Annotated in this window: 18 protein-coding genes; 13 read left to right on the top strand and 5 right to left on the bottom strand. The window is 70.2% G+C overall.

Annotated elements, in window-relative coordinates; all coding sequences use genetic code 11:
* Window positions 1-40 precede the first annotated feature (40 nt).
* On the top strand, window positions 41-1384 hold the full coding sequence (locus AB5L97_RS13275; protein ID WP_369045010.1) for an MFS transporter: 1344 nt from the start codon (window positions 41-43) through the stop codon (window positions 1382-1384).
* Between the two features lie 348 nt (window positions 1385-1732).
* Here AB5L97_RS13275 and mshA read toward each other — a convergent pair whose 3' ends face one another.
* On the bottom strand, window positions 1733-2995 hold the full coding sequence (gene mshA / locus AB5L97_RS13270) for a D-inositol-3-phosphate glycosyltransferase (protein WP_369047442.1): 1263 nt from the start codon (window positions 2993-2995) through the stop codon (window positions 1733-1735).
* A gap of 193 nt (window positions 2996-3188) precedes the next feature.
* On the opposite strand from mshA, the gene alr reads away from it, so the two are divergent.
* The 6 genes from alr (at window position 3189) to AB5L97_RS13240 (ending at window position 8432) form a co-directional block, all read left to right on the top strand.
* Window positions 3189-4343, top strand: coding sequence for an alanine racemase (alr, locus tag AB5L97_RS13265; RefSeq protein WP_369047441.1), 1155 nt, complete (start codon window positions 3189-3191; stop codon window positions 4341-4343).
* Window positions 4340-5056 (top strand): tRNA (adenosine(37)-N6)-threonylcarbamoyltransferase complex ATPase subunit type 1 TsaE, encoded by a 717-nt coding sequence (gene tsaE, locus AB5L97_RS13260; protein ID WP_369045009.1) that lies wholly within the window; start codon window positions 4340-4342, stop codon window positions 5054-5056. The genes alr and tsaE overlap by 4 nt, the downstream gene beginning before the upstream one ends.
* Window positions 5053-5736, top strand: coding sequence for a tRNA (adenosine(37)-N6)-threonylcarbamoyltransferase complex dimerization subunit type 1 TsaB (gene tsaB, locus AB5L97_RS13255; protein WP_369045008.1), 684 nt, complete (start codon window positions 5053-5055; stop codon window positions 5734-5736). The genes tsaE and tsaB overlap by 4 nt, the downstream gene beginning before the upstream one ends.
* A gap of 35 nt (window positions 5737-5771) precedes the next feature.
* On the top strand, window positions 5772-6251 hold the full coding sequence (rimI, locus tag AB5L97_RS13250) for a ribosomal protein S18-alanine N-acetyltransferase (protein ID WP_369047440.1): 480 nt from the start codon (window positions 5772-5774) through the stop codon (window positions 6249-6251).
* Complete coding sequence (gene tsaD / locus AB5L97_RS13245; protein ID WP_369045007.1) at window positions 6248-7327, top strand: tRNA (adenosine(37)-N6)-threonylcarbamoyltransferase complex transferase subunit TsaD; 1080 nt, start codon at window positions 6248-6250, stop codon at window positions 7325-7327. Before rimI ends, tsaD begins: the two co-directional genes overlap by 4 nt.
* 175 nt (window positions 7328-7502) lie before the next feature.
* The gene (locus AB5L97_RS13240) at window positions 7503-8432 is read left to right on the top strand and encodes a type IV toxin-antitoxin system AbiEi family antitoxin (RefSeq protein WP_369045006.1); all 930 of its coding nucleotides are present in this window, start codon (window positions 7503-7505) and stop codon (window positions 8430-8432) included.
* 36 nt (window positions 8433-8468) lie between these two features.
* Here AB5L97_RS13240 and AB5L97_RS13235 read toward each other — a convergent pair whose 3' ends face one another.
* The 3 genes from AB5L97_RS13235 to AB5L97_RS13225 form a co-directional block, all read right to left on the bottom strand.
* The gene (locus AB5L97_RS13235; RefSeq protein WP_369045005.1) at window positions 8469-8594 is read right to left on the bottom strand and encodes a hypothetical protein; all 126 of its coding nucleotides are present in this window, start codon (window positions 8592-8594) and stop codon (window positions 8469-8471) included.
* Window positions 8595-8626: 32 nt separating this feature from the next.
* The gene (locus AB5L97_RS13230) at window positions 8627-9781 is read right to left on the bottom strand and encodes a glutamate--cysteine ligase (protein ID WP_369047439.1); all 1155 of its coding nucleotides are present in this window, start codon (window positions 9779-9781) and stop codon (window positions 8627-8629) included.
* 92 nt (window positions 9782-9873) lie between these two features.
* Window positions 9874-11517, bottom strand: coding sequence for an acyl-CoA dehydrogenase family protein (locus tag AB5L97_RS13225; protein ID WP_369045004.1), 1644 nt, complete (start codon window positions 11515-11517; stop codon window positions 9874-9876).
* A gap of 84 nt (window positions 11518-11601) precedes the next feature.
* Here AB5L97_RS13225 and ykgO point away from each other — a divergent pair, with 84 nt between their 5' ends.
* Window positions 11602-11724 carry a type B 50S ribosomal protein L36 gene (gene ykgO, locus AB5L97_RS13220; protein WP_307955748.1) on the top strand — a complete coding sequence of 41 codons (123 nt, stop codon included), beginning with the start codon at window positions 11602-11604 and terminating at the stop codon, window positions 11722-11724.
* Between the two features lie 40 nt (window positions 11725-11764).
* On the top strand, window positions 11765-12583 hold the full coding sequence (locus tag AB5L97_RS13215; RefSeq protein WP_307955749.1) for a shikimate 5-dehydrogenase: 819 nt from the start codon (window positions 11765-11767) through the stop codon (window positions 12581-12583).
* Window positions 12584-12763: 180 nt separating this feature from the next.
* Here AB5L97_RS13215 and AB5L97_RS13210 read toward each other — a convergent pair whose 3' ends face one another.
* Window positions 12764-13987 (bottom strand): class I SAM-dependent methyltransferase, encoded by a 1224-nt coding sequence (locus AB5L97_RS13210; protein ID WP_369045003.1) that lies wholly within the window; start codon window positions 13985-13987, stop codon window positions 12764-12766.
* Window positions 13988-14041: 54 nt separating this feature from the next.
* Here AB5L97_RS13210 and AB5L97_RS13205 point away from each other — a divergent pair, with 54 nt between their 5' ends.
* The 4 genes from AB5L97_RS13205 (at window position 14042) to AB5L97_RS13190 (ending at window position 18888) form a co-directional block, all read left to right on the top strand.
* Window positions 14042-14428, top strand: coding sequence for a hypothetical protein (locus tag AB5L97_RS13205; RefSeq protein WP_369045002.1), 387 nt, complete (start codon window positions 14042-14044; stop codon window positions 14426-14428).
* Between the two features lie 213 nt (window positions 14429-14641).
* A complete protein-coding gene (gene groES, locus AB5L97_RS13200; protein WP_307955752.1) occupies window positions 14642-14938 on the top strand; it encodes a co-chaperone GroES in 297 nt (98 codons plus the stop codon).
* Window positions 14939-15011: 73 nt separating this feature from the next.
* Window positions 15012-16625, top strand: a complete 1614-nt coding sequence (gene groL / locus AB5L97_RS13195) for a chaperonin GroEL (protein WP_369045001.1) — start codon at window positions 15012-15014, stop codon at window positions 16623-16625.
* 223 nt (window positions 16626-16848) lie between these two features.
* Window positions 16849-18888, top strand: a complete 2040-nt coding sequence (locus tag AB5L97_RS13190; protein ID WP_369045000.1) for an acyltransferase family protein — start codon at window positions 16849-16851, stop codon at window positions 18886-18888.
* The last annotated feature ends 25 nt before the right edge of the window (window positions 18889-18913 follow it).

Below are 18913 nucleotides of genomic sequence, written 5' to 3'. Positions count from 1 at the left end.
GAGGCGGTCGCCGCTGACCGTCGTCAGGAGAACACCCATCATGGCAAGCACCCCCCTCGCCGAAGCACCCTCACTAGTGCTGGCGTCTGCCGCCCGCAAGGTCATGACCCGGCTGCTGCCGGTGCTCGTGATCGCCTTCATCATCAACTACATCGACCGGGTCAACGTGGGCTTCGTCGCCTCGCACCTCAAGACCGACCTCGGCATCGGCGCCGCCGCCTACGGTCTCGGGGCCGGGCTGTTCTTCGTCGGGTACGCGGTGTTCGAGGTGCCCTCGAACATGCTCCTGCACAAGTTCGGCGCGAAGGTCTGGATCACCCGCATCATGATCACGTGGGGCATCGTTGCCGCCGCGATGGCCCTCACGACCAACGAGGCCGTCTTCTACATCCTGCGCTTCCTCCTCGGCGTGGCCGAGGCCGGGTTCTTCCCGGGCTGCGTCCTCTACATCGCCACGTGGCTCCCTGCCGCTTACCGCGGCAAGGCCATGGCCATCCTGCTCACGGGCTCCGCCGTCGCGTCGATCATCGCCGGGCCGATCACGGGCGGCCTGCTCATGATCTCCGGCGGCGGCCTCCACGGCTGGCAGTGGATGTTCATCATCGAGGGCCTCGCCGCAGTGGTCCTCTCCGCTGTGACGTGGTTCGCGCTCGTCAACTCGCCCGAGAAGGCCAAGTGGCTCAGCGACCCAGAGCGCGCTGCCCTGCGCACCGAGCTCGACGCCGAGCAGGCCGACCGCGAGGATGCCCAAGGCGGCAAGGTCTCCGTGTGGAAGCTCCTCGCCGACACCCAGATCCTGCTCTTCTGCTTCATCTACTTCGCGATCCAGCTCGTGATCTACGCCGCGACATTCTGGCTGCCCACGATCATCAAGCAGATGGGCAAGATGGACGACTTCCAGGTTGGCCTCTGGAACACCATCCCGTGGGTCATCGCGATCATCGCCATGTACGTCTTCGCTGGTCTCGCCTCGAAGCGCCCCGTGTACCAGCGCTGGGTCGCGTTCGCCCTTGTCCTCGCGTCGATCGGCATGTTCGTCTCGACGATCGGCGGCCCCGTGATCATGTACATCGGCATCTGCATCGCCGCCCTCGGGTTCAAGTCCGCGTCCTCGCTGTTCTGGCCCATCCCGCAGTCCTACTTCGACGTCCGCATCGCGGCGGCCGGCATCGCGCTCATCAACTCGATCGGCAACCTGGGCGGCTTCGTGGCCCCGAGCGTCTTCGGATACCTTCAGCAGACCACCGGCTCGGTGGTCGGGGGTCTGTACGGGCTTGCGGTCTCCTCGATCGTGGCCGCCGGAGTGGTGCTCGCGTTGCGGATGAAGAAGCGCAAGGCACCGGTCGGCGCCCCCGTGGCGATTGATCCGGTCTCCTCTCGTTAGCCCGGGTTCCGCGGCGGCCCTCCCGTCCGGGGGCGTCCGTGCGTTTCTCCCCAGACTTCGGACCGTCGGTCCCCTTCATGGTGGGCTCGAGGCCCGAGATTCCGGGCCTCGGTGACGACGTGGGGTGATCGTTGAAGACTGAAGCTGGGGAATTCGGTAGGCGTGAGGCCCTGTGTGCCGCCGGGTGTGCGACCACTACCCATTTGGAGGTCATGTCCTGATGGTCTTTGCCAGGACATTAGCCAACAGGATGTGACGCCCAGGATGTGACCTCCAGACTTGCGGGGCGCAGGGGTGATCTCGGCGTCAGGGGAGGTGATCTCGGCTCCAGGGGAGGTGATCTCGGCGTCAGGGGAGGCGGATGGCCGCCTCGTCGTGCTTCCCGGCGCTCGGCCCTGCGTTCGTCCCGGCGAACTCGTGGAGCGCCGTACGGTATGCGGCGCGCGTTCCTTCGGCGGTCTGCTCCCAGCCGAACCGCTCGGCATAGATCGAGGCGGCGCGGCCGAGGTCCCAGCGGGTCTGGGGGTCGTCGTGCAGCTGTTCGAGCACGGCCGCCCAGGTCGAGGGCTCGTGCCCGTCGACGAGGAACCCCGTGCGCCCGTCGCACACGGCCTGGGTGAGCCCACCGACCCGTGCCGCCACGACCGGCGTCCCGCAGGCCTGGGCCTCAAGGGCAACGAGCCCGAATGACTCCGAGAAGCTGGGCATCGCCACGACGTCGGCCGCGCGGAACCAGTCCGCGAGATCCTCGGCGGGCACGGGCGGCAGCCGGCGTACCACTCCGCCGAGCCCCTCACCGAGCGCGAGCACGTCGAGGTCGAGGCCCGCCGATCCGCTCGTCGCCCCGATGATCGTGACGCGCAGCGGGATGTCGGGCCGACGCCGCCGCAGCTCGCCGGCGGCCTCGACAAGGATCTGGGGCCCCTTGAGCCGCTGGATCCTGCCCGCGAAGAGGACATGGAATTCGCTGGTCCCGACGCCTGCGCCGAGCCGCGAACGGGTCCTGAACGCGGGCCGGAACACGGACAGGTCCACGCCGGGGGAGACCACGTCGATCCGGTCGTCGTCGACGCCGTAGTGCCGCAGGAGCTCGTCCCGCTCGGCGGAGGTGTTGGCCGTGAACCGGGTGGCCTCGTCCGCCAGCCGCTGCTCGCCGCGCTCGCGGTTGCTGGGCTCCGGCACGTCGCCGGCGGCGAGATGGAGGTTCTTGACCCGGGCCATCGTGTGCATCGTGTGGACGAGCGGCACACCCAGATCGCGGGCGGCCTCAAGGCCCGCAAGCCCCGAGACCCAGTAGTGGCTGTGGACGACGCGCGGCACAGCTCCAGCGCCCTGCATCCGGGTGAGCATCGCGGCCGCGAACTCGTCGACGAGCGGAGGCATCTGCTCCTTGGCGAGCCGCCGGCGGGGCCCGGCCTGGAGGTGGTGCACGACGACGCCCTCCGCGAGCCTCACTGCGTCCGGCTGGTCCGGCGCTGTGGCACGCGTGTAGATGTCCACGCCGACGCCTCCGGCCGCAAGCGCCCTTGCGAGCTGCGAGACGTACACGTTCATCCCGCCCGCGTCCCCGGCTCCCGGCTGCTCGAGGGGGGACGTGTGGAGGGAGATCATCGCCACGCGGTCATGGTGCTGCACCTTCCCTAGGCTACGTGTCCGCGGCGGGGCGGGTCCTCACGGGCGCCACCGCAGGCGTCCCACTGGCGCCTCGACAGGCGCGGTCCCCGCGGGCGGCGACCGGGCGGCGTCGTGCGCCGCGAGTAGACTCGGGGGCGTGACTTTCGAGCCCGCCCCCCTCTCCTCCAGTGTGCCCACCACCCGTCTGTCGCGTCTGCCGGAACGCGCCGCCGTCGTGGACCTCGACGCGATCCGGCACAACGTCCGCGTGATCCGCAAGGTCGCGGAGCCCGCCAGGCTCATGGCCGTGGTGAAGGCGGACGGCTACGGCCACGGTTCCGTGCAGGTGGCGCGGGCCGCGCTGGCGGCAGGTGCCTCGTGGCTCGGCGTGGCGCATATCAGTGAGGCGCTCACGCTGCGCGCTGCTGGCATCGATGCACCGATTCTCGCGTGGCTCCACACGCCCGACTCGAACTTTTCAGCGGCGGTCGCCGCTGGGATCGACCTGGGCTGCTCGGGCTGGGAGCTCGAGGCGATCGTCGCGGCAGCGCGCGAGCAGGAGCGGCCGGCACGGGTGCACCTCAAGATCGACACCGGGCTCGGGCGCAACGGCGCGCCTGCGGACCGGTGGGAGGCGGTGGTCGGCGAGGCCGTCCAGTACCAGGACGAGGGGCTCCTCCGCGTCGCCGGCGTGTTCAGCCACTTCGCCGTCGCGGACGAGCCCGAGCGCCCGGAGACCGATCTCCAGCTCGATGCTTTCCGCGAGGCCATCGCGCTCGCCGAGGACGCTGGCTGCGACCTCGAGGTGCGCCACATCGCCAACTCGCCGGCGGTCTTCTCGCGCCCGGACAGCCACTTCGACCTCGTACGCGTCGGGATCTCGGTCTACGGGCTCTCACCGTTCGCGGACCAGACATCCGCGGACCTCGGCCTGCGCCCTGCCATGACCCTGCGCGCCACGCTCTCGCAGGCAAAGCGCGTCCCGGCGGAACAGGGCGTGAGCTACGGACTCTCGTACCGCACGTCATCCCCGAGCGCGCTCGGACTCGTGCCGCTCGGCTACGCCGACGGCGTGCCGCGCACCTCCGAGGGCGGCCCGGTCCGGATCGCCGGCCGGACCTACCCGGTGGTGGGGCGAGTGGCGATGGACCAGATCGTGGTGGACCTCGGACCCGACGCCGACCCCAAGGCGTTCCGCGGTGCCGAAGCGGTCCTCTTCGGCACCGGCGATGACGGCGGGCCCACCGCCGACGACTGGGCCCGCGCCACCGGAACCATCAACTACGAGATCGTCACGCGCATCAGCCCGCGCGTGCCCCGGGTCTACGAGGGCGAGGACGCATGAGCGGGCCGTCGTCCACGAGCCTGCCCGAGTGGGAGATCGCGTTCGCGCCCACGACGGCGGAGCAGACCCAGACGCTCGGCGCAGCGCTGGGAGCCGTGCTGTCCGCGGGGGACCTCGTGGTGCTCTCCGGTGAACTCGGCGCCGGCAAGACGACGTTCACTCAGGGCCTCGGCCAGGGGCTCGGCGTCCGCCCCGGGATCATCTCGCCCACCTTCGTGCTCGTGCGCATCCATCCCAACCTCGTCCACGGGCCGCGGCCCGGCGGCCCCGATCTCGTCCATGTCGACGCGTACCGGCTCAGCGGCCCCGGCGAGGTCGCGGACCTGGACCTCGAGAACTGGGCGGACACTGCCGTCACGGTCGTCGAGTGGGGCCGCGGGCTCGTCGACGACCTCTCCGACAGCCGCCTCGACATCGAGATGCGGCGCCCCAGCGCCCCTCCCGCTGCTGCCGGGCCCACTCTGGACTTCGACACCGAGGACGACGACGAGCCGCGCCTGGTGCTGATCCGCGCCTTCGGTCCTCGGTGGGCCGGGCGGCCCGCGGTCCACTGGCCGGCCGTCGAACGGGTCGAGACCGGTGAGATCGGGCCCGGCGGCGCTGGGGTCGGGGTCGCGACTCCGCTTCGCCCTGCTCAGCCACCGGAGGGCTCGGCTCGCACCCCGGGGGTTTCGCCCCAACCGCCAGCCGATGCCGCGGGAGACGCCCGGTGATCGTCCTCGCCATCGACACCTCCGCGATCGCCTCCGCGGCGCTCATCCGGTGCCACGAGTCATTCAGCGACGCCGCCGTCCTCGCCTCGTTCGCGACCGAGGACACGAAGTCCCACGCCGAAGTGCTTGCGCCGGGGATTCGGGCGCTGGTGGCCGAGCAGGAGCTTACGGGGCCGGACATCGCCCGGATTGTGGTGGGAGTGGGACCAGGCCCGTTCACCGGCTTGCGCTCGGGAATCGCGACCGCGCGAGCGCTGGCCTTCGCATGGTCCGTGCCGCTCGACGGCCTCATGAGCCTCGCGGCGCTCGCGTGGGACGTCGTCGAGGCTGGCGGCCCGGACTCTGAATTCGTCGTCGCGACGGACGCCCGGCGGAAGGAGCTCTACTGGGCTCGGTACGCCGCGGGCGGTGCGCTCCTCGACGGGCCGCACGTGAGTGCGCCCGTCGAGCTGCCGAGCCTGCCCGTCTACGGTGCTGGAGCGGGCCTCTACCCGGAGCAGCTCGCGGGGGCCGGCGCGAGCGCCGCACCGGGGTTCGACTCGGCCCAGCCGACCGCGGCCTCCCTCGGCCTTGCCGCCGTGGCCCTCCTCGCCGCCGGCGAGGCCCTGCCCGACACGACGCCCCTGTATCTCCGAGAGTCCGACGCCCAGGTCCCGGGCCCGCGGAAGCGGGCGCTGTGAACGTGAAGCTGCCCGCCGGCGTCGTGCTCCGCGACATGACCGAGGCCGACGTGCCCGCCGTGCACGCGCTTGAGCGCATCCTCTTCCCGGTCGACGCGTGGCCCGAACAGATGTTCCGCGACGAGATCGCGCAGTCCGCAACGCGCCGGTACTACGTCGCCGAGGAGCCGGGGCCGGACGGACCCCGCATCGTGGCGTATGCCGGGCTCATGAGCGTCGAGCCGATAGCGGATGTCCAGACGATCGCCGTCGTGCCCGAGCGCGAAGGCAGAGGGATAGGCTCGGCGCTCCTGACCGAGCTCATCGACGAGGCCCGGCGTCGGGGCGCGGACGACGTGCTGCTCGAGGTCCGCGCCGACAACCCGCGGGCGCAGGGCCTCTATCGGCGTTTCGGCTTCAGCCACATCCACACTCGTCGGCGCTACTACCGCGACGGCGTCGACGCGCTCATCATGCAGCTGCCGCTCGCGGCGCCGGCGGGGGAGAGCACTGCCGGGGAAGGGGAGAAGGAATGAGCCGCCGGGAGCCGCTGGTCCTGGGCATCGAGTCCTCGTGCGATGAGACGGGCGTGGGGATCGTCCGTGGAACCACGCTGCTTGCCAACACCGTCTCCTCCTCGATGGATGAGCACGTCCGCTTCGGGGGAGTCATCCCGGAGATCGCCTCTCGCGCCCACCTCGACGCGCTCATTCCCACGCTTCGAGAGGCTCTCGACACCGCGGGCGTGACCCTCGACGAGGTCGATGCCCTCGCCGTCACGTCCGGCCCAGGGCTCGCCGGGGCGCTCATGGTGGGCGTGTGCGGGGCCAAGGCTCTCGCCGTGGCAACAGGCAAGCCGCTCTACGCCGTCAACCACCTCGTGGCCCACGTGGGGGTAGGTCTCCTCGACGGCAGCGTCTACGGGGGCGAGCTGCCGCCGGACCTCGGGGCGCTCCTCGTCTCGGGCGGCCACACCGAGGTCCTGCGCGTGCGGAACATCGCGGGGGACGTCGAGCTGCTCGGCTCCACGATCGACGACGCCGCGGGCGAGGCCTATGACAAGGTGGCCCGGCTGCTCGGGCTCGGGTACCCCGGCGGCCCGGCCATCGACCGGCTCGCGCGCGAAGGCAACCCGAAGGCCATCCGCTTCCCGCGCGGGCTCACCCAGCCCAAGTACATGGGCAGCGCCGAAGAGCCGGGGCCGCACCGCTACGACTGGTCCTTCTCCGGTCTCAAGACCGCCGTGGCACGGTGCGTCGAGCAGTTCGAGGCTGCTGGGGAGCCGGTCCCTGTCGCCGACATCGCGGCGTCCTTTCAGGAAGCCGTCGTCGATGTGATCACGTCCAAGGCGATCCTCGCGTGCCGGGAGCACGGGATCAGCAGCCTGCTTCTGGGCGGAGGCGTCGCTGCCAATTCCCGGCTGCGCGAGCTCACGGCCCAGCGGTGCCGCGAGGCAGGCATCTCGCTCGCCGTGCCGTCGTTCTCGCTGTGCACGGACAACGGCGCGATGGTTGCCGCCCTCGCTGCACGGATCATCATGGACGGCAGGGAGCCCAGCGGCCTCGAGTTCGCGCCGGAGTCCTCCTTGCCGGTCACCACCGTGAGCGTGTAGCAGTCCCGTCAGGCACAATTAGCAGCGTCCAAGGGCCTCTGGTGGGCAGATCTGCGCCCGAATTGTGCCTGACGGGACCGGATCGGGACCCAATTGGGCCTCGGGCCGGGACCGGGTTATCCACAGGGACACCGAAACGGCTCCGTGAGGCCTTCAACCACGGCACGATAGCCCCATGGAGAGCGTTGCGGATGTGCTGGCGGCCATGGGCGGAAGTGCACGTACGCACGAGCTGAACCCCCACTTCACCAAGCGGCAGCTGGCGCTCGCGGTGGCCTCCGGCGAGGTCGCGCGGTCGGTGCGGGGCGTGTACGCACTGGCGAGGCTCAACGAGGCCGAGCACGCTGCCCTTGAGCTCAGCGCCGCGCTCTACCTGAGGTCTGCGGCACTCGCCCATGGCCTCGGGGTGCTCCATCGGCCCCGCACGATCGAACTCGCGGTCCCGCGCGGTCGGCGTTCCAGACGACTCGCGGGAACGACCACCTATCGACGGTTCCTTCCCGCGGAGGACCTGGTGGGTCGAGGGCAGGTTCGGGCGACCTCGCCCGTGCGCACCGTGCTCGACTGCGCGGCGATGCTCCCGTTCGCTGAGGGTCTGGCCGTGGCCGATTCCGCGCTGCGGATGCGCGCGGCCTCGCGTGCCGAGCTCGAGGCGGCCGCGGTGACCTGGGTAGGGAGGAACAAGGCTGCGCAGCGCAGGGTGCTCAAGTACATGGACGGCCGTGCGGCAAATGCCTTCGAGTCAGGGCTCCGAGCGGCGTGTCTCGAGGCCGGGGTCGAGATGGAGCCGCAGGTGGTGATCCACACGGCCGGCGGCGACTACCGGGTCGATCTGGCCCATCAGGTGGAGGTGGAGGCTGTCCAAGTGGAGGTCGTTGCCGAGGCTGACAGCTACGAATGGCACGGCGGACGCGAGGATCTCCACCGCGACTGCACCCGGTACAACGAGCTGGTCAGGGCAGGGAGGGTGGTCCTGCGTTTCAGCTGGGAGCACGTGATGCATGAGCGCGAGTGGATCGGCGAGGTGGTGTCCGACGTGGTCAGGCGTGCCGTCAGGCACAATTCGGGCTGGAATGAGCGCCGGATGCTCAGATTGACCGCGTGAATGGTGCCTGGCGGCACGACAATAGCGCCCGGCGGCTCAGCGCCGGGAGCGCCACGCGATGATGCCCTCAACCCCTGCGTACACGGCCCCGGCTGCAGCGACCCACAGGGCGACCTGCGCGTGGGACGTCGCGACCAGCACCACCGCGACAACGGCCACCACGAGGACGATGCGAGTAGGGGACCGGCGCCGGCTCACGCGCTGGCTGGCGCGTAGCCCTCGCGCATGAGGCGGGCCTCTTCCAGGACGACGGCGCGCAGCTCGCCGCCGTGGGCCTCTGCGACCCTGCGCTGGCGCTGGTACCCGGCGCCGCGCCGGATGATCCCCTCGACCGCCCGCAGCTCTGCGGCGCATCCGAGCTCGTCGGCGATCGGGGACAGCCGGTCCATCGTCTCCGCAAGGTGCTCGGTGACGAGCCTCTCGTTGCCGTCGGCGTCGAGGATGATGATCGCGTCGAGGCCATAGCGGGCGGCGCGCCACTTGTTCTCCTGGACGTGCCAAGGGGGCATGGTCGGGATGGGGTAACCGGCGTCGAGCATGCGGGATGCCTCTTCGACGAGGCATTGGGTCAGCGCGCCGATGGCGCCGATCTCCTCGAGGGTCGAGAGGCCGTCGCATACGCGCATCTCCACGGTGCCGAGCCTCGGCACGGGCCGGATGTCCCAGCGGATCTCGCTGATCGTGTCGATCACCCCGGTCTTGAGCATGTCATCGACGTAGTGCTCGAATCCGGCCCAGTCGGGGAACTGGAACGGCAGGCCGGCCGTGGGCAGCTGCTGGAACATGAGGGCGCGCTGGGAGGCGTAGCCCGTGTCCTCGCCGCTCCAGAAAGGGCTCGATGCCGAGAGTGCCTGGAAGTGCGGGAAGTAGTTGACGAGCGCGTCGAGGACAGGCATGGCCTTGTCCTGGCGGTCGAGGCCCACATGCACATGCACTCCGTAGATCACCATCTGCCGCCCCCACCACTGGGTGCGGTCGATGAGCTTCGCGTACCGTTCCTTGTCGGTCACGGGCTGCAGGCGGGGCTGGCTGAAGGGGTGGCTGCCCGCGGAGAAGAGCTCGACTCCCATCCGGTCCGTAATGCTCCGCACCGCCCCGAGCGACTCGGCGAGATCGGCCACGGCATCGGAAATGGTGTGGTGCACACCGGTCACGAGCTCGACCGTGTTGAGGAGCAACTCCTGATGGATGCGGGGCATGTTGCCGAACAGTTCGGGGCGCTCGCTGCCGAGTCGGTCGAGCACCTCCGGGGCGAGGGGAACGAGCTCGCCACCGTGCTTGTCCACGAGGGCCATCTCCCATTCGAGGCCTACCGTGGACTGCTCGGAGTGCGCAAAGTCGATCTTCAGTGTCTACCCCCGGATGAGGCCGGCGGACCGGCTGCGTGCACAAGTGGTCCCAGTTTACGGCTCGGCCGCTGGCGCACGACGGGGCCGCGAGGTTATGCCCTCTCCAGGATCGCGCCCACACGGGCCGAATCCGGGAGACACCCGTAGCCCAGGCCGCGACCGGCGCTGAGTCTGGACGCGATGAACGCCTCCGCGACGGACGGTTCTCCGTCGAGCAGGAGCGTCGCCTGCAGGGCGAGCGCGAGGGTCTCTGCGAGCCGCCGCGCCCAGGCCTGGGCCTCCTCTGGCTCGCGCGCGGCGTCGGCCATGAGCGCGAGGGCCCGCTCGAGGTGGGCGTCGAGGGCGGGGTCGGCGCCGCGGTGACGTTCAAGCTCCTCGCCGAGGGCCTCGGCGGACTCCGGCTCGCGGGCGAGGGCGCGCAGCACGTCCAGCGCCACCACATTCCCGGACCCCTCCCAGATCGCCATGACCGGCTGCTCGCGGTACCGCATCGCGAGCGGGAAATCCTCGGTGTAGCCGTTGCCGCCGAGGCACTCGAGCGCCTCGGCGGCGTGCGCCGGTCCTCGTTTGCACACCCAGTACTTGCCGATCGCCGTCGCGATCCGGGCGAACGCACCCTCCCGCGATGCCCCCGGCGCGCGCTGCACACCGTCCGCCCCGGGCGACCACACGGCGTCGTCCGCTGCGGCGAGCCGCAGGCCGAGCGCCACCGCCGCCTCGTACTCGAGCGCGAGGTCGGCGAGGACGGTGGCCATCGCAGGCTGGTCCACGAGGAGCCGCCCGAAGGCCTTCCGGTGCCGCGCGTGCCACACGGCCTCAGCCACGCCCTGGCGCATCCCTGCAGCCGTGCCGAGGATGCAGTCGAGGCGGGTCTCATGGACCATCTCGATGATGGCGCGGACTCCTCGGCCCGGCTCGCCGATGCGCCATCCGAGAGTGTCCTCGAACTCGACCTCTGCGGAGGCATTGGCCCGGTTTCCGAGCTTCGACTTCAGGCGCACGAGCCGGAACGGGTTCCGCACGCCGTCGTCCGTCACGCGTGGCACGAGGAAGCACGAGAGGCCGTCAGCCTCCTGGGCGAGCACCAGGAAGGCATCGCTCATCGGCGCCGAGCAGAACCACTTCGCCCCGGTGATGAGGGCCGTTCCGTCGCCGAGGTCCCGCGCCGAGGTTGTGTTGGCCCGAACGTCGGAGCCGCCCTGGCGTTCTGTCATGGCCATTCCCACGAGCGCGCCCGGCTTCTGCGACGGCCGGACCAGGCGGGGCTCGTAGCCGTCGCCGTAGAGGCGGGGGAGCCAGACGCGTGCGACGTCGGGCTGCCGCGACAGCGCGGGCACGGCGGCGTGGGTCATCGAGACCGGGCACGCGTGGCCGGGCTCGACCTGCGCGAACAGCATGAAGGCGCCCGCTCTGGCTACGTGCGCACCGGGACGCGGATCGGCCCAGGCGGACGTGTGGGCGCCGTAGGCGACGGCGTCGGAGATGACGTGGTGGTAGGCGGGGTGGTACTCGACCTCGTCCAGACGCTCGCCGTAGCGGTCGAGGGCGTGGAGCACAGGGGGGTGTTCGTTGGCGAGCCGCGCGTTCTGAGCGAACGGGCCCGAGCCGACGATCCGGCCGATCGCGGCCAGCTCGCCCGCCGACCAGCTCGCCCCGAAGCGCCGGATCCCGTCGACGAGGGCCGTGTTCGTGGAGAACTCGTCGATGTCCACCCGGGGCGGAGGCTGATTGTGCATGGTCCCATTGGACACCTTGGGAATGAGACCGGGCGAGGTCTTGTTGTTAGGAATGGTTCTCATAAATAGACTGGAAGGAGCACCATGAAGGTCCGCAATTCCCTGCGCGCTCTCAAGAAGGTCCCCGGGGCGCAGGTTGTGCGCCGCCGCGGCCGGACATTCGTCATCAACAAGAAGAGCCCGCGCATGAAGGCCCGCCAGGGCTGACCAGCTGGGCGAGGGGGCGGTGCGGCACTAGCCTTGTGCCGTGCCGATCCTCAACAAAGACATGACGCTGTGCATCTCGCTCTCGGCCCGGCCGAGCAACAACGGGACGCGCTTCCACAACTACCTGTACGAGGCCCTCGGCCTGAATTGGATCTACAAGGCATTCGCGCCGACGGACCTCGCCCAGGCGATCGCTGGCGTGCGCGGGCTCGGCATACGCGGCTGCGCCGTGTCGATGCCGTACAAGGAAGACGTCATCGCCCTGGTGGACCGGATGGATCCCTCCGCGTCTGCGATCGACTCGGTCAACACGATCGTCAATGACAACGGCGTTCTCACCGCCTACAACACCGACTACACCGCGATCGCCCAGCTCATTGCCCGCAACTCACTCGACCCGCAGTGGTCCGTCCTGCTGCGCGGCTCGGGCGGCATGGCCAAGGCCACCGCGGCGGCGTTCCGGGACGCCGGGTTCCGGGCGGTGACGGTCGTGGCCCGCAATGAGGAGGCCGGCCGGGCGCTCGCCAGCCTGTACGGGTTCAAGTGGCAGGCCGAGCTGGGGGATTCGACGGCGGACGTCCTCGTCAATGTCACCCCCGTGGGCATGGCGGGCGGCCCGGAGGCCGAGTCCCTCGCCTTCCCGCAGGCCGCGGTCGACGCCGCGCGGCTGGTCTTCGACGTCGTCGCACTCCCCGCCGAGACCCCGCTCATCAAGGCCGGCCGCGCCGCGGGGAAGGCCGTCATCACAGGCGCGGAGGTCATGACGATCCAGGCGCTCGAGCAGTTCATCCTCTACACCGGCATGCGCCCGAGCGACGAGCAGGTGCGCGCCGCCGAGGAGTTCATGCGCGCTCAGTGAGATGCGGGGTCACCTCTCGGCGATGCGGGGTCAGCTTGCGGGGATGCGGGTCACCTTCCTCCTGGCTTGGATGCCGCTGCCAGATACGTGACCCCGCATCGTGGGGATGTGACCCCTCAGGGACGTGATCCCGCATCGTAGGGACGTGACCCCGGATCGTGGGGACGTGACCCCTGTCCGTCAGACGGGTTCGACGACGGCGGCGACCCTCTCGTCCCCGATGCGGGTGAGCACGAGGGTCGCGCGCTTCGAGGCGCCCTTGCGCTGTCCGGACAGCAGGAGCCTCCGCAGTTCCTCTGGGGTGACCGACGCGCCCCGCTTCTTGATGTCGAGCACGCCGATCGCTTCCTCGCGGACCCAGGCGCGCAGGGCCTTGACGTTGTACGGCCGGACCTCGAGCACGCGGTAGGCCTTGGCGAACGGTGTGGAGAGCAGCTCCGGGGAGCAGATGTAGGCGATGTGCGGATCGACGAGGTGGCCGCCGAGGCGCTCCGCGAGCTCGGCGACGAGCTCTGCCCGGATCACCGCGCCGTCAGGCTCATAGAGGAACCCGCCGAGGGCGCCGATGCGAGGCTCGGTACCCCCGCCGAAATCGGTTTCGGCGACCAGCTCTGCCGCGCCATCGGGTGTGAGGACGAGCGCCGCCCGCCGCACGCTCGGACGGCGCAGCGCGTTGAAATACAGGGCAACCTCGGCGACGTCGCCATTCACCGAGACCCATTGCGCCTCGCAGCCGGCGGGGATGGATTCGTGGGGAGTTCCCGGACCGAGTTTGACGCCCACGGGTAGGCCGCGCCGGGCAAGACCCTCGACGAAGCTCAGCGGCGGCGAGAACGCCTCCGGATCCCACAGCCGCGTGGTTCCCGAGGTGGACGTCTCGCGGCGTGCAGGGTCGAGCCAGACGCCGTCGACGCCGTCGAGCGGCACGGACTGCGCATCCGCGTGCACCACACGTGCGTGCGGGAACGGCATGAGGTTCATGGTCGCGCAGGCGGCAGTGGTCTCGTCGAGCTCGACGGCTGTGACCTCGAGGTCCAACGAGGCCATGGCCATCGCGTCTGCGCCCAGACCGCAGCCGAGATCCGCGACGTGCCGCACGCCGGCATCGACGAAGCGGCGGGCGTGCCGCGCTGCGACGGAGAGCCGCGTCGCCTGCTCGAGCCCAGCCCGGGTGAACAGCATGCTGCCGGCGAACTCTCCGAACTTGCCCTCGGCGCGGACGCGGAGGCGGGCTTGGGAGAGGACAGCGGCAACGAGCCCGGGGGAGTGGCCGGCCTTGCGCATCCGCGTGGTCAGGGCGAGGGCATCCTCCTCGCGGTACGGGCCGAGCGAATTCAGGAGCGCCCAGCCCTCGGGAGTCAGCAGTGGGGCCAGCTGTTCCGGGGCGGTGTTGTCTTGGGCCATGCCATCCAGCGTAGTGTGCCGCGCCGGTCACGCTCATTGGATAGGCTGGAGCACATGGAGACCAGCCCCAGCGTCGACCCTGTCCCCGCACGTCCGGAGCAGGCTGGCCTGGCGGCCCGTCTCCGCCCCTACGCCCGTTCCGTGCTCATCGGCGGCATCGTGATCACAGTCGTCGCCGCTGTGCTGCTGCTCGTTGTGATGGGCCTCGACGCCTTCAATGCCACCGTGTACTCGGTGGGCGGCAAGAGCATCGACGACGCCACCCCCGAGGCGCAGAATCTGCGGGACCAGTTCGTCGGCGCCAAGGTCTCCGCGATCGTCGGCCTCATCGTGGGCGGTGTCGCGCTCGTGTCGTCGGTCGCGATCATGTACATCACGCGCGGTGTCGCATCCGACGACGACGGCGAAGACCTCGGGTACGACGAGCTTGCGGGCGAATAGGGGCTTCGGCTCCGCTCAACCATCTGGATCGTCCCACCCGCGCTGATTGGCACTCGCCTTGACCGAGTGCCAGCCGCCTTACTAGAGTCGCTGGTAGCACTCGGCATCATCGAGTGCTAACCCGAATACCTGTCAGGCACGCTCCCGGCACCCGCGACGACGGTGGCTTGCCCGGCTCCCAGCCCGTGATTCGTTCATGTAAAGGAGAGATCCGTGTCGGTCTCCATCAAGCCCCTCGAGGATCGCATTGTCGTCAAGCCGCTCGAGGCCGAGCAGACCACCGCGTCTGGCCTCGTGATCCCGGACACCGCGAAGGAGAAGCCCCAGGAGGGCGAGGTCGTCGCTGTCGGTCCCGGCCGCGTCGATGACAACGGCAACCGCGTCCCCATCGACGTCACCGTCGGCGACGTCGTCCTCTACTCCAAGTACGGCGGCACCGAGGTCAAGACGGGCGGCACCGAGTACCTCGTGCTCTCGGCCCGCGACGTCCTCGCCATCGTCGTCAAGTAACGCCCCCTGCGCTGCGCCCCGGCCGCCCACTGCGGTCGGGGTGTTGTGCTTGATACACCCTTAGGAGTAGCGAATGGCTAAGCAGCTCGCATTCAACGACGCCGCGCGCAAGGCCCTCGAGGCCGGCGTCGACAAGCTCGCCGACACCGTCAAGGTCACCCTCGGCCCCCGCGGCCGCAACGTGGTCCTCGACAAGAAGTGGGGCGCGCCGACCATCACGAACGACGGCGTCACGATCGCCCGCGAGGTTGAGCTCGACGACCCGTTCGAGAACCTCGGCGCCCAGCTCGCCAAGGAAGTCGCGACAAAGACGAACGACGTGGCCGGCGACGGCACGACGACGGCGACCGTTCTGGCCCAGGCGCTCGTCAAGGAGGGCCTGCGTAACGTTGCCGCGGGTGCCGCCCCGGGCGACGTGAAGCGCGGCATCGAGGCGGCCGTCGAGGCCGTCGCAGTCCGCCTTGGCGAGAACGCCCGCAAGGTTTCGGGCCGCGACGTGGCGAATGTCGCCGCGATCTCGGCCCAGTCCGACGAGATCGGCGACCTCCTCGCGGAGGCCTTCGACAAGGTCGGCCAGGACGGCGTCATCACGATCGAGGAGTCCTCGACCACCCAGACCGAGCTCGTGCTCACCGAGGGCATGCAGTTCGACAAGGGCTACCTCTCGCCGTACTTCGTCACCGACGCGGAACGCCAGGAGGCCGTCCTCGAGGACGCACTCATCCTCATCCACCAGGGCAAGATCTCCTCGCTCACCGAGTTCCTCCCGGTGCTCGAGAAGGTCCTCGCAGCGTCCAAGCCGCTCTTCGTCATCGCCGAGGACGTGGACGGCGAAGCCCTCTCGACCCTCATCGTCAACCGCATCCGCGGCACGCTGAACGTCGTCGCCGTCAAGGCACCGGGCTTCGGGGACCGCCGCAAGGCCATGCTCCAGGACATCGCGACCCTCACCGGCGCGCAGGTTGTCTCCCCCGAGGTCGGACTGAGCCTCGACCAGGTGGGCCTCGAACAGCTCGGCACCGCGCGCCGCATCACCGTCACGAAGGACAACACCACCATCGTCGACGGTGCGGGCACGTCCGAGGACGTCCAGGGCCGCGTCGCGCAGCTGCGCGCCGAGCTGACCCGCACCGACTCCGACTGGGACCGCGAGAAGCTCCAGGAGCGCCTCGCGAAGCTTGCGGGCGGCATCGGCGTCATCAAGGTCGGCGCGGCCACTGAGGTCGAGCTCAAGGAGAAGAAGCACCGCATCGAGGACGCCGTGTCCTCGACCCGCGCTGCCCTCGAGGAGGGCATCGTGGCGGGCGGCGGCTCCGCGCTCGTCCACGCAGTGCGCGCCCTCGAGGAGGACGAGAACGTCAAGGCACTCGAGGGCGACGCCGTGGTCGGCGTCAGCATCGTGCGCCGCGCGCTCGTCCAGCCGCTCCGCTGGATTGCACAGAACGCGGGCCACGACGGCTACGTCGTCGTGGCGCGCGTCAGCGAGGCCGAGGTGAACCACGGCTTCAACGCCAAGACCGGCGAGTACGAGGACCTTCTGGCGGCCGGCGTCATCGACCCGGTCAAGGTGACCCGTTCCGCACTGCGCAACGCGGCCTCGATCGCGGCGCTCGTCCTGACCACGGAGACCCTCGTGGTGGACAAGCCGGCCGACGACGACGACCAGCACGCAGGGCACAGCCACTAGCCACGGCCCGGCATCGCCTTTCTTCCCCAAGGCGACCACAGCGGCGGCCGCGCACCTGAACAAGGTGCGCGGCCGCCGTCGTGCGTCCCGGCCGCCACAGCGGCATCTTCACATCGGGCGGCAACGTCCCTCACAACGTACGCACAGGCTCGCACGGGGGAATGGAGGGCGGGAGCGTCAAGGCCAGCACGGTCGGGCGCCCGGGACTGAGGAGTGGGCGCGCGTGGTGGCCGAGGGACACAGGGCTGGAAGCAGGGGTCGCGTCTTCCGGCCGGAGATCCAGGGCCTGAGGGCCGTCGGCGTTGCGCTGGTGGTGCTGTATCACGTGTGGCTCGGGCGCGTTTCCGGCGGAGTCGACGTCTTCCTGATGGTGTCCGCGTTCCTCATGACCGGCCAGTTCGTGGCCCGCCACCGGCGAGGCGAACCCACCCACCTGCTCAGGCACTGGCTGCATGTGTTCCGCCGGCTCCTCCCGGCCGCCGCGGTGACGATCGCGGGGACGGTGATCGCCGCGGTCGTGTTCCTCCCGGCCACGCGCTGGTCGGCCGTGCTCGAGGAGGGCTTCGCCTCGCTCACGTATGCCGAGAACTGGGTCCTCCAGCGGGATGCCGTGGACTACTACGCTCAGGACCACGCGCTCGCGAGCCCGTTCCAGCATTTCTGGTCCCTCTCGATCCAGGGCCAGATCTTCATCCTCTTCCCGCTCCTGTTCGTGGCGTTCGGGGCGCTCGCACCGAGACTGCGGCGCGGCCGCCCCCTCGCCTACCAGAAGGTCCTCGCCTCGGGCTTCGCAGCGGTCTTCGCCGTATCCTTCGCGTTCTCGGTCTGGTACACAGCGGTTGACCAGGAGCAGGCGTACTTCTCCCTGCCCGCCAGGGTGTGGGAGTTCGCGCTAGGGAGCCTCCTCGCGCTCGTGGTTGACCGCGTGCGGCTTGGCCGGCGCACGGCGTTCGTCCTGGGCTGGGGCGGCCTCGCGGCCATCGTCGCGTGCGGGCTCGTCCTGGACGTCGAGGGCGTGTTCCCGGGGGCCGTCGCCCTGTGGCCCACCCTGGCCGCGGCCGCCGTGATCCTCGCGGCGCAGCAGGGCGGTCGGTTCGGCGTGCACCGCCTTCTGGCCTCGAAGCCGCTGCGCAGACTGGGCGACATCTCCTACGGCCTGTACCTCTGGCACTGGCCCGTGCTCGTCATTGCCCTCACCTGGCGCGAACGGGACCGGGCTGGGTGGCTCCTCGGGGGCGCGGCGATCCTTATCGCGCTCGTCCTCGCGTACCTGACCACACGGTTCGTCGACGCGCCGTGGCGTGCCTGGCGCTGGCCCGAGCTCCGCGTGCGCAACGGGTTCGCAGGAGTCGCCGCGTGCATCGCCGTCGCGCTCGTGCCGATCGCCGCCGTCCAGGGCACGGTGACGACGACCGCCGGACAGGCCGAGGCGAGGGCCGCCGTTGACAATCCCGGAGCCGAGGCGCTCGACCCGGGCTACACCGATCAGGCCTCACCGACGGCGAGCCTCCTCCCACTGGCGCAGAACCTCCCGAACGACTGGTACTCGCTGCCGAAGGCGTGCTCGTCGGACCTCAAGCTGCCCACACCGCTCGCGGGCTCCTGCGCGATGAACGCCATCGCGGCGAACGAGGCCAAGACCATCGTGGTCGTGGGGGACTCTCACGCCGAACAGTGGATGGCGGCGCTCGAGCCCGTGGCCGAGGAGCACGGCCTGCGGGTCGTGTCCCTGCTCAAGGGCGGCTGTGTGTACATCCCCGGCGTGGCGTCAGGCAACGCCGACTGCGACTCGTTCAACGCTTCCGTGGCGGCCTATCTCGCTGCCAACCCTTCGGGATCGGTCTTCATGGTCGGCACCGTGGCCGCGGCGTCGTCGTCCGCCGAGACGCTGACCCCCGGCCTGGACGCCACCGTCGCGGCCCTGACCGCGAAGGGGACGAGCGTCGTCGCGATCCGCGACAACCCCCGCTTCACCTTCAACATGGCCGACTGCGTGGTGCGCAACGGCGCCGACGCGGCGGAGTGCACGCCGGCTCAGTCCTCGGTCCTGGCTTCGGAGGACCCGCTGGCCGCGTTCGCCGCGGCGCACACCGACCGGTTCGCGCAGATCGACATGACGGATCTCATCTGCCCCGCTGGCGTGTGCCGCGGCGCGATCGGGAACATGTTCGTCTTCCTGGACAACAACCACCTGAGCCGGACGTACGCGGCGTCGATGTCGACCGCACTCGGGGAGCGGCTCACCGCGGCCGGATTCATCTGATGTGCGGGCTGGCCGCAGGCCGGTG

This window comes from Sinomonas sp. P10A9, from assembly GCF_041022165.1.
Taxonomy (GTDB): domain Bacteria; phylum Actinomycetota; class Actinomycetes; order Actinomycetales; family Micrococcaceae; genus Sinomonas; species Sinomonas puerhi.
The sequence above is the reverse complement of the archived record's forward strand: the minus strand, read 5'-3'. Positions and strand labels throughout refer to the sequence as shown.

What these genes read in the sequence shown, in the direction of transcription:
- AB5L97_RS13225 (WP_369045004.1), bottom strand. Translation starts at nt 11,517, where the DNA reads ATGCACAATCAGCCTCCGCCCCGGGTGGACATCGACGAGTTCTCCACG.
- tsaD (WP_369045007.1), top strand. Translation starts at nt 6,248, where the DNA reads ATGAGCCGCCGGGAGCCGCTGGTCCTGGGCATCGAGTCCTCGTGCGAT.
- AB5L97_RS13210 (WP_369045003.1), bottom strand. Translation starts at nt 13,987, where the DNA reads ATGGCCCAAGACAACACCGCCCCGGAACAGCTGGCCCCACTGCTGACT.
- ykgO (WP_307955748.1), top strand. Translation starts at nt 11,602, where the DNA reads ATGAAGGTCCGCAATTCCCTGCGCGCTCTCAAGAAGGTCCCCGGGGCG.
- AB5L97_RS13205 (WP_369045002.1), top strand. Translation starts at nt 14,042, where the DNA reads ATGGAGACCAGCCCCAGCGTCGACCCTGTCCCCGCACGTCCGGAGCAG.
- groL (WP_369045001.1), top strand. Translation starts at nt 15,012, where the DNA reads ATGGCTAAGCAGCTCGCATTCAACGACGCCGCGCGCAAGGCCCTCGAG.
- rimI (WP_369047440.1), top strand. Translation starts at nt 5,772, where the DNA reads ATGACCGAGGCCGACGTGCCCGCCGTGCACGCGCTTGAGCGCATCCTC.
- AB5L97_RS13275 (WP_369045010.1), top strand. Translation starts at nt 41, where the DNA reads ATGGCAAGCACCCCCCTCGCCGAAGCACCCTCACTAGTGCTGGCGTCT.
- mshA (WP_369047442.1), bottom strand. Translation starts at nt 2,995, where the DNA reads ATGATCTCCCTCCACACGTCCCCCCTCGAGCAGCCGGGAGCCGGGGAC.
- AB5L97_RS13240 (WP_369045006.1), top strand. Translation starts at nt 7,503, where the DNA reads ATGGAGAGCGTTGCGGATGTGCTGGCGGCCATGGGCGGAAGTGCACGT.
- tsaE (WP_369045009.1), top strand. Translation starts at nt 4,340, where the DNA reads ATGAGCGGGCCGTCGTCCACGAGCCTGCCCGAGTGGGAGATCGCGTTC.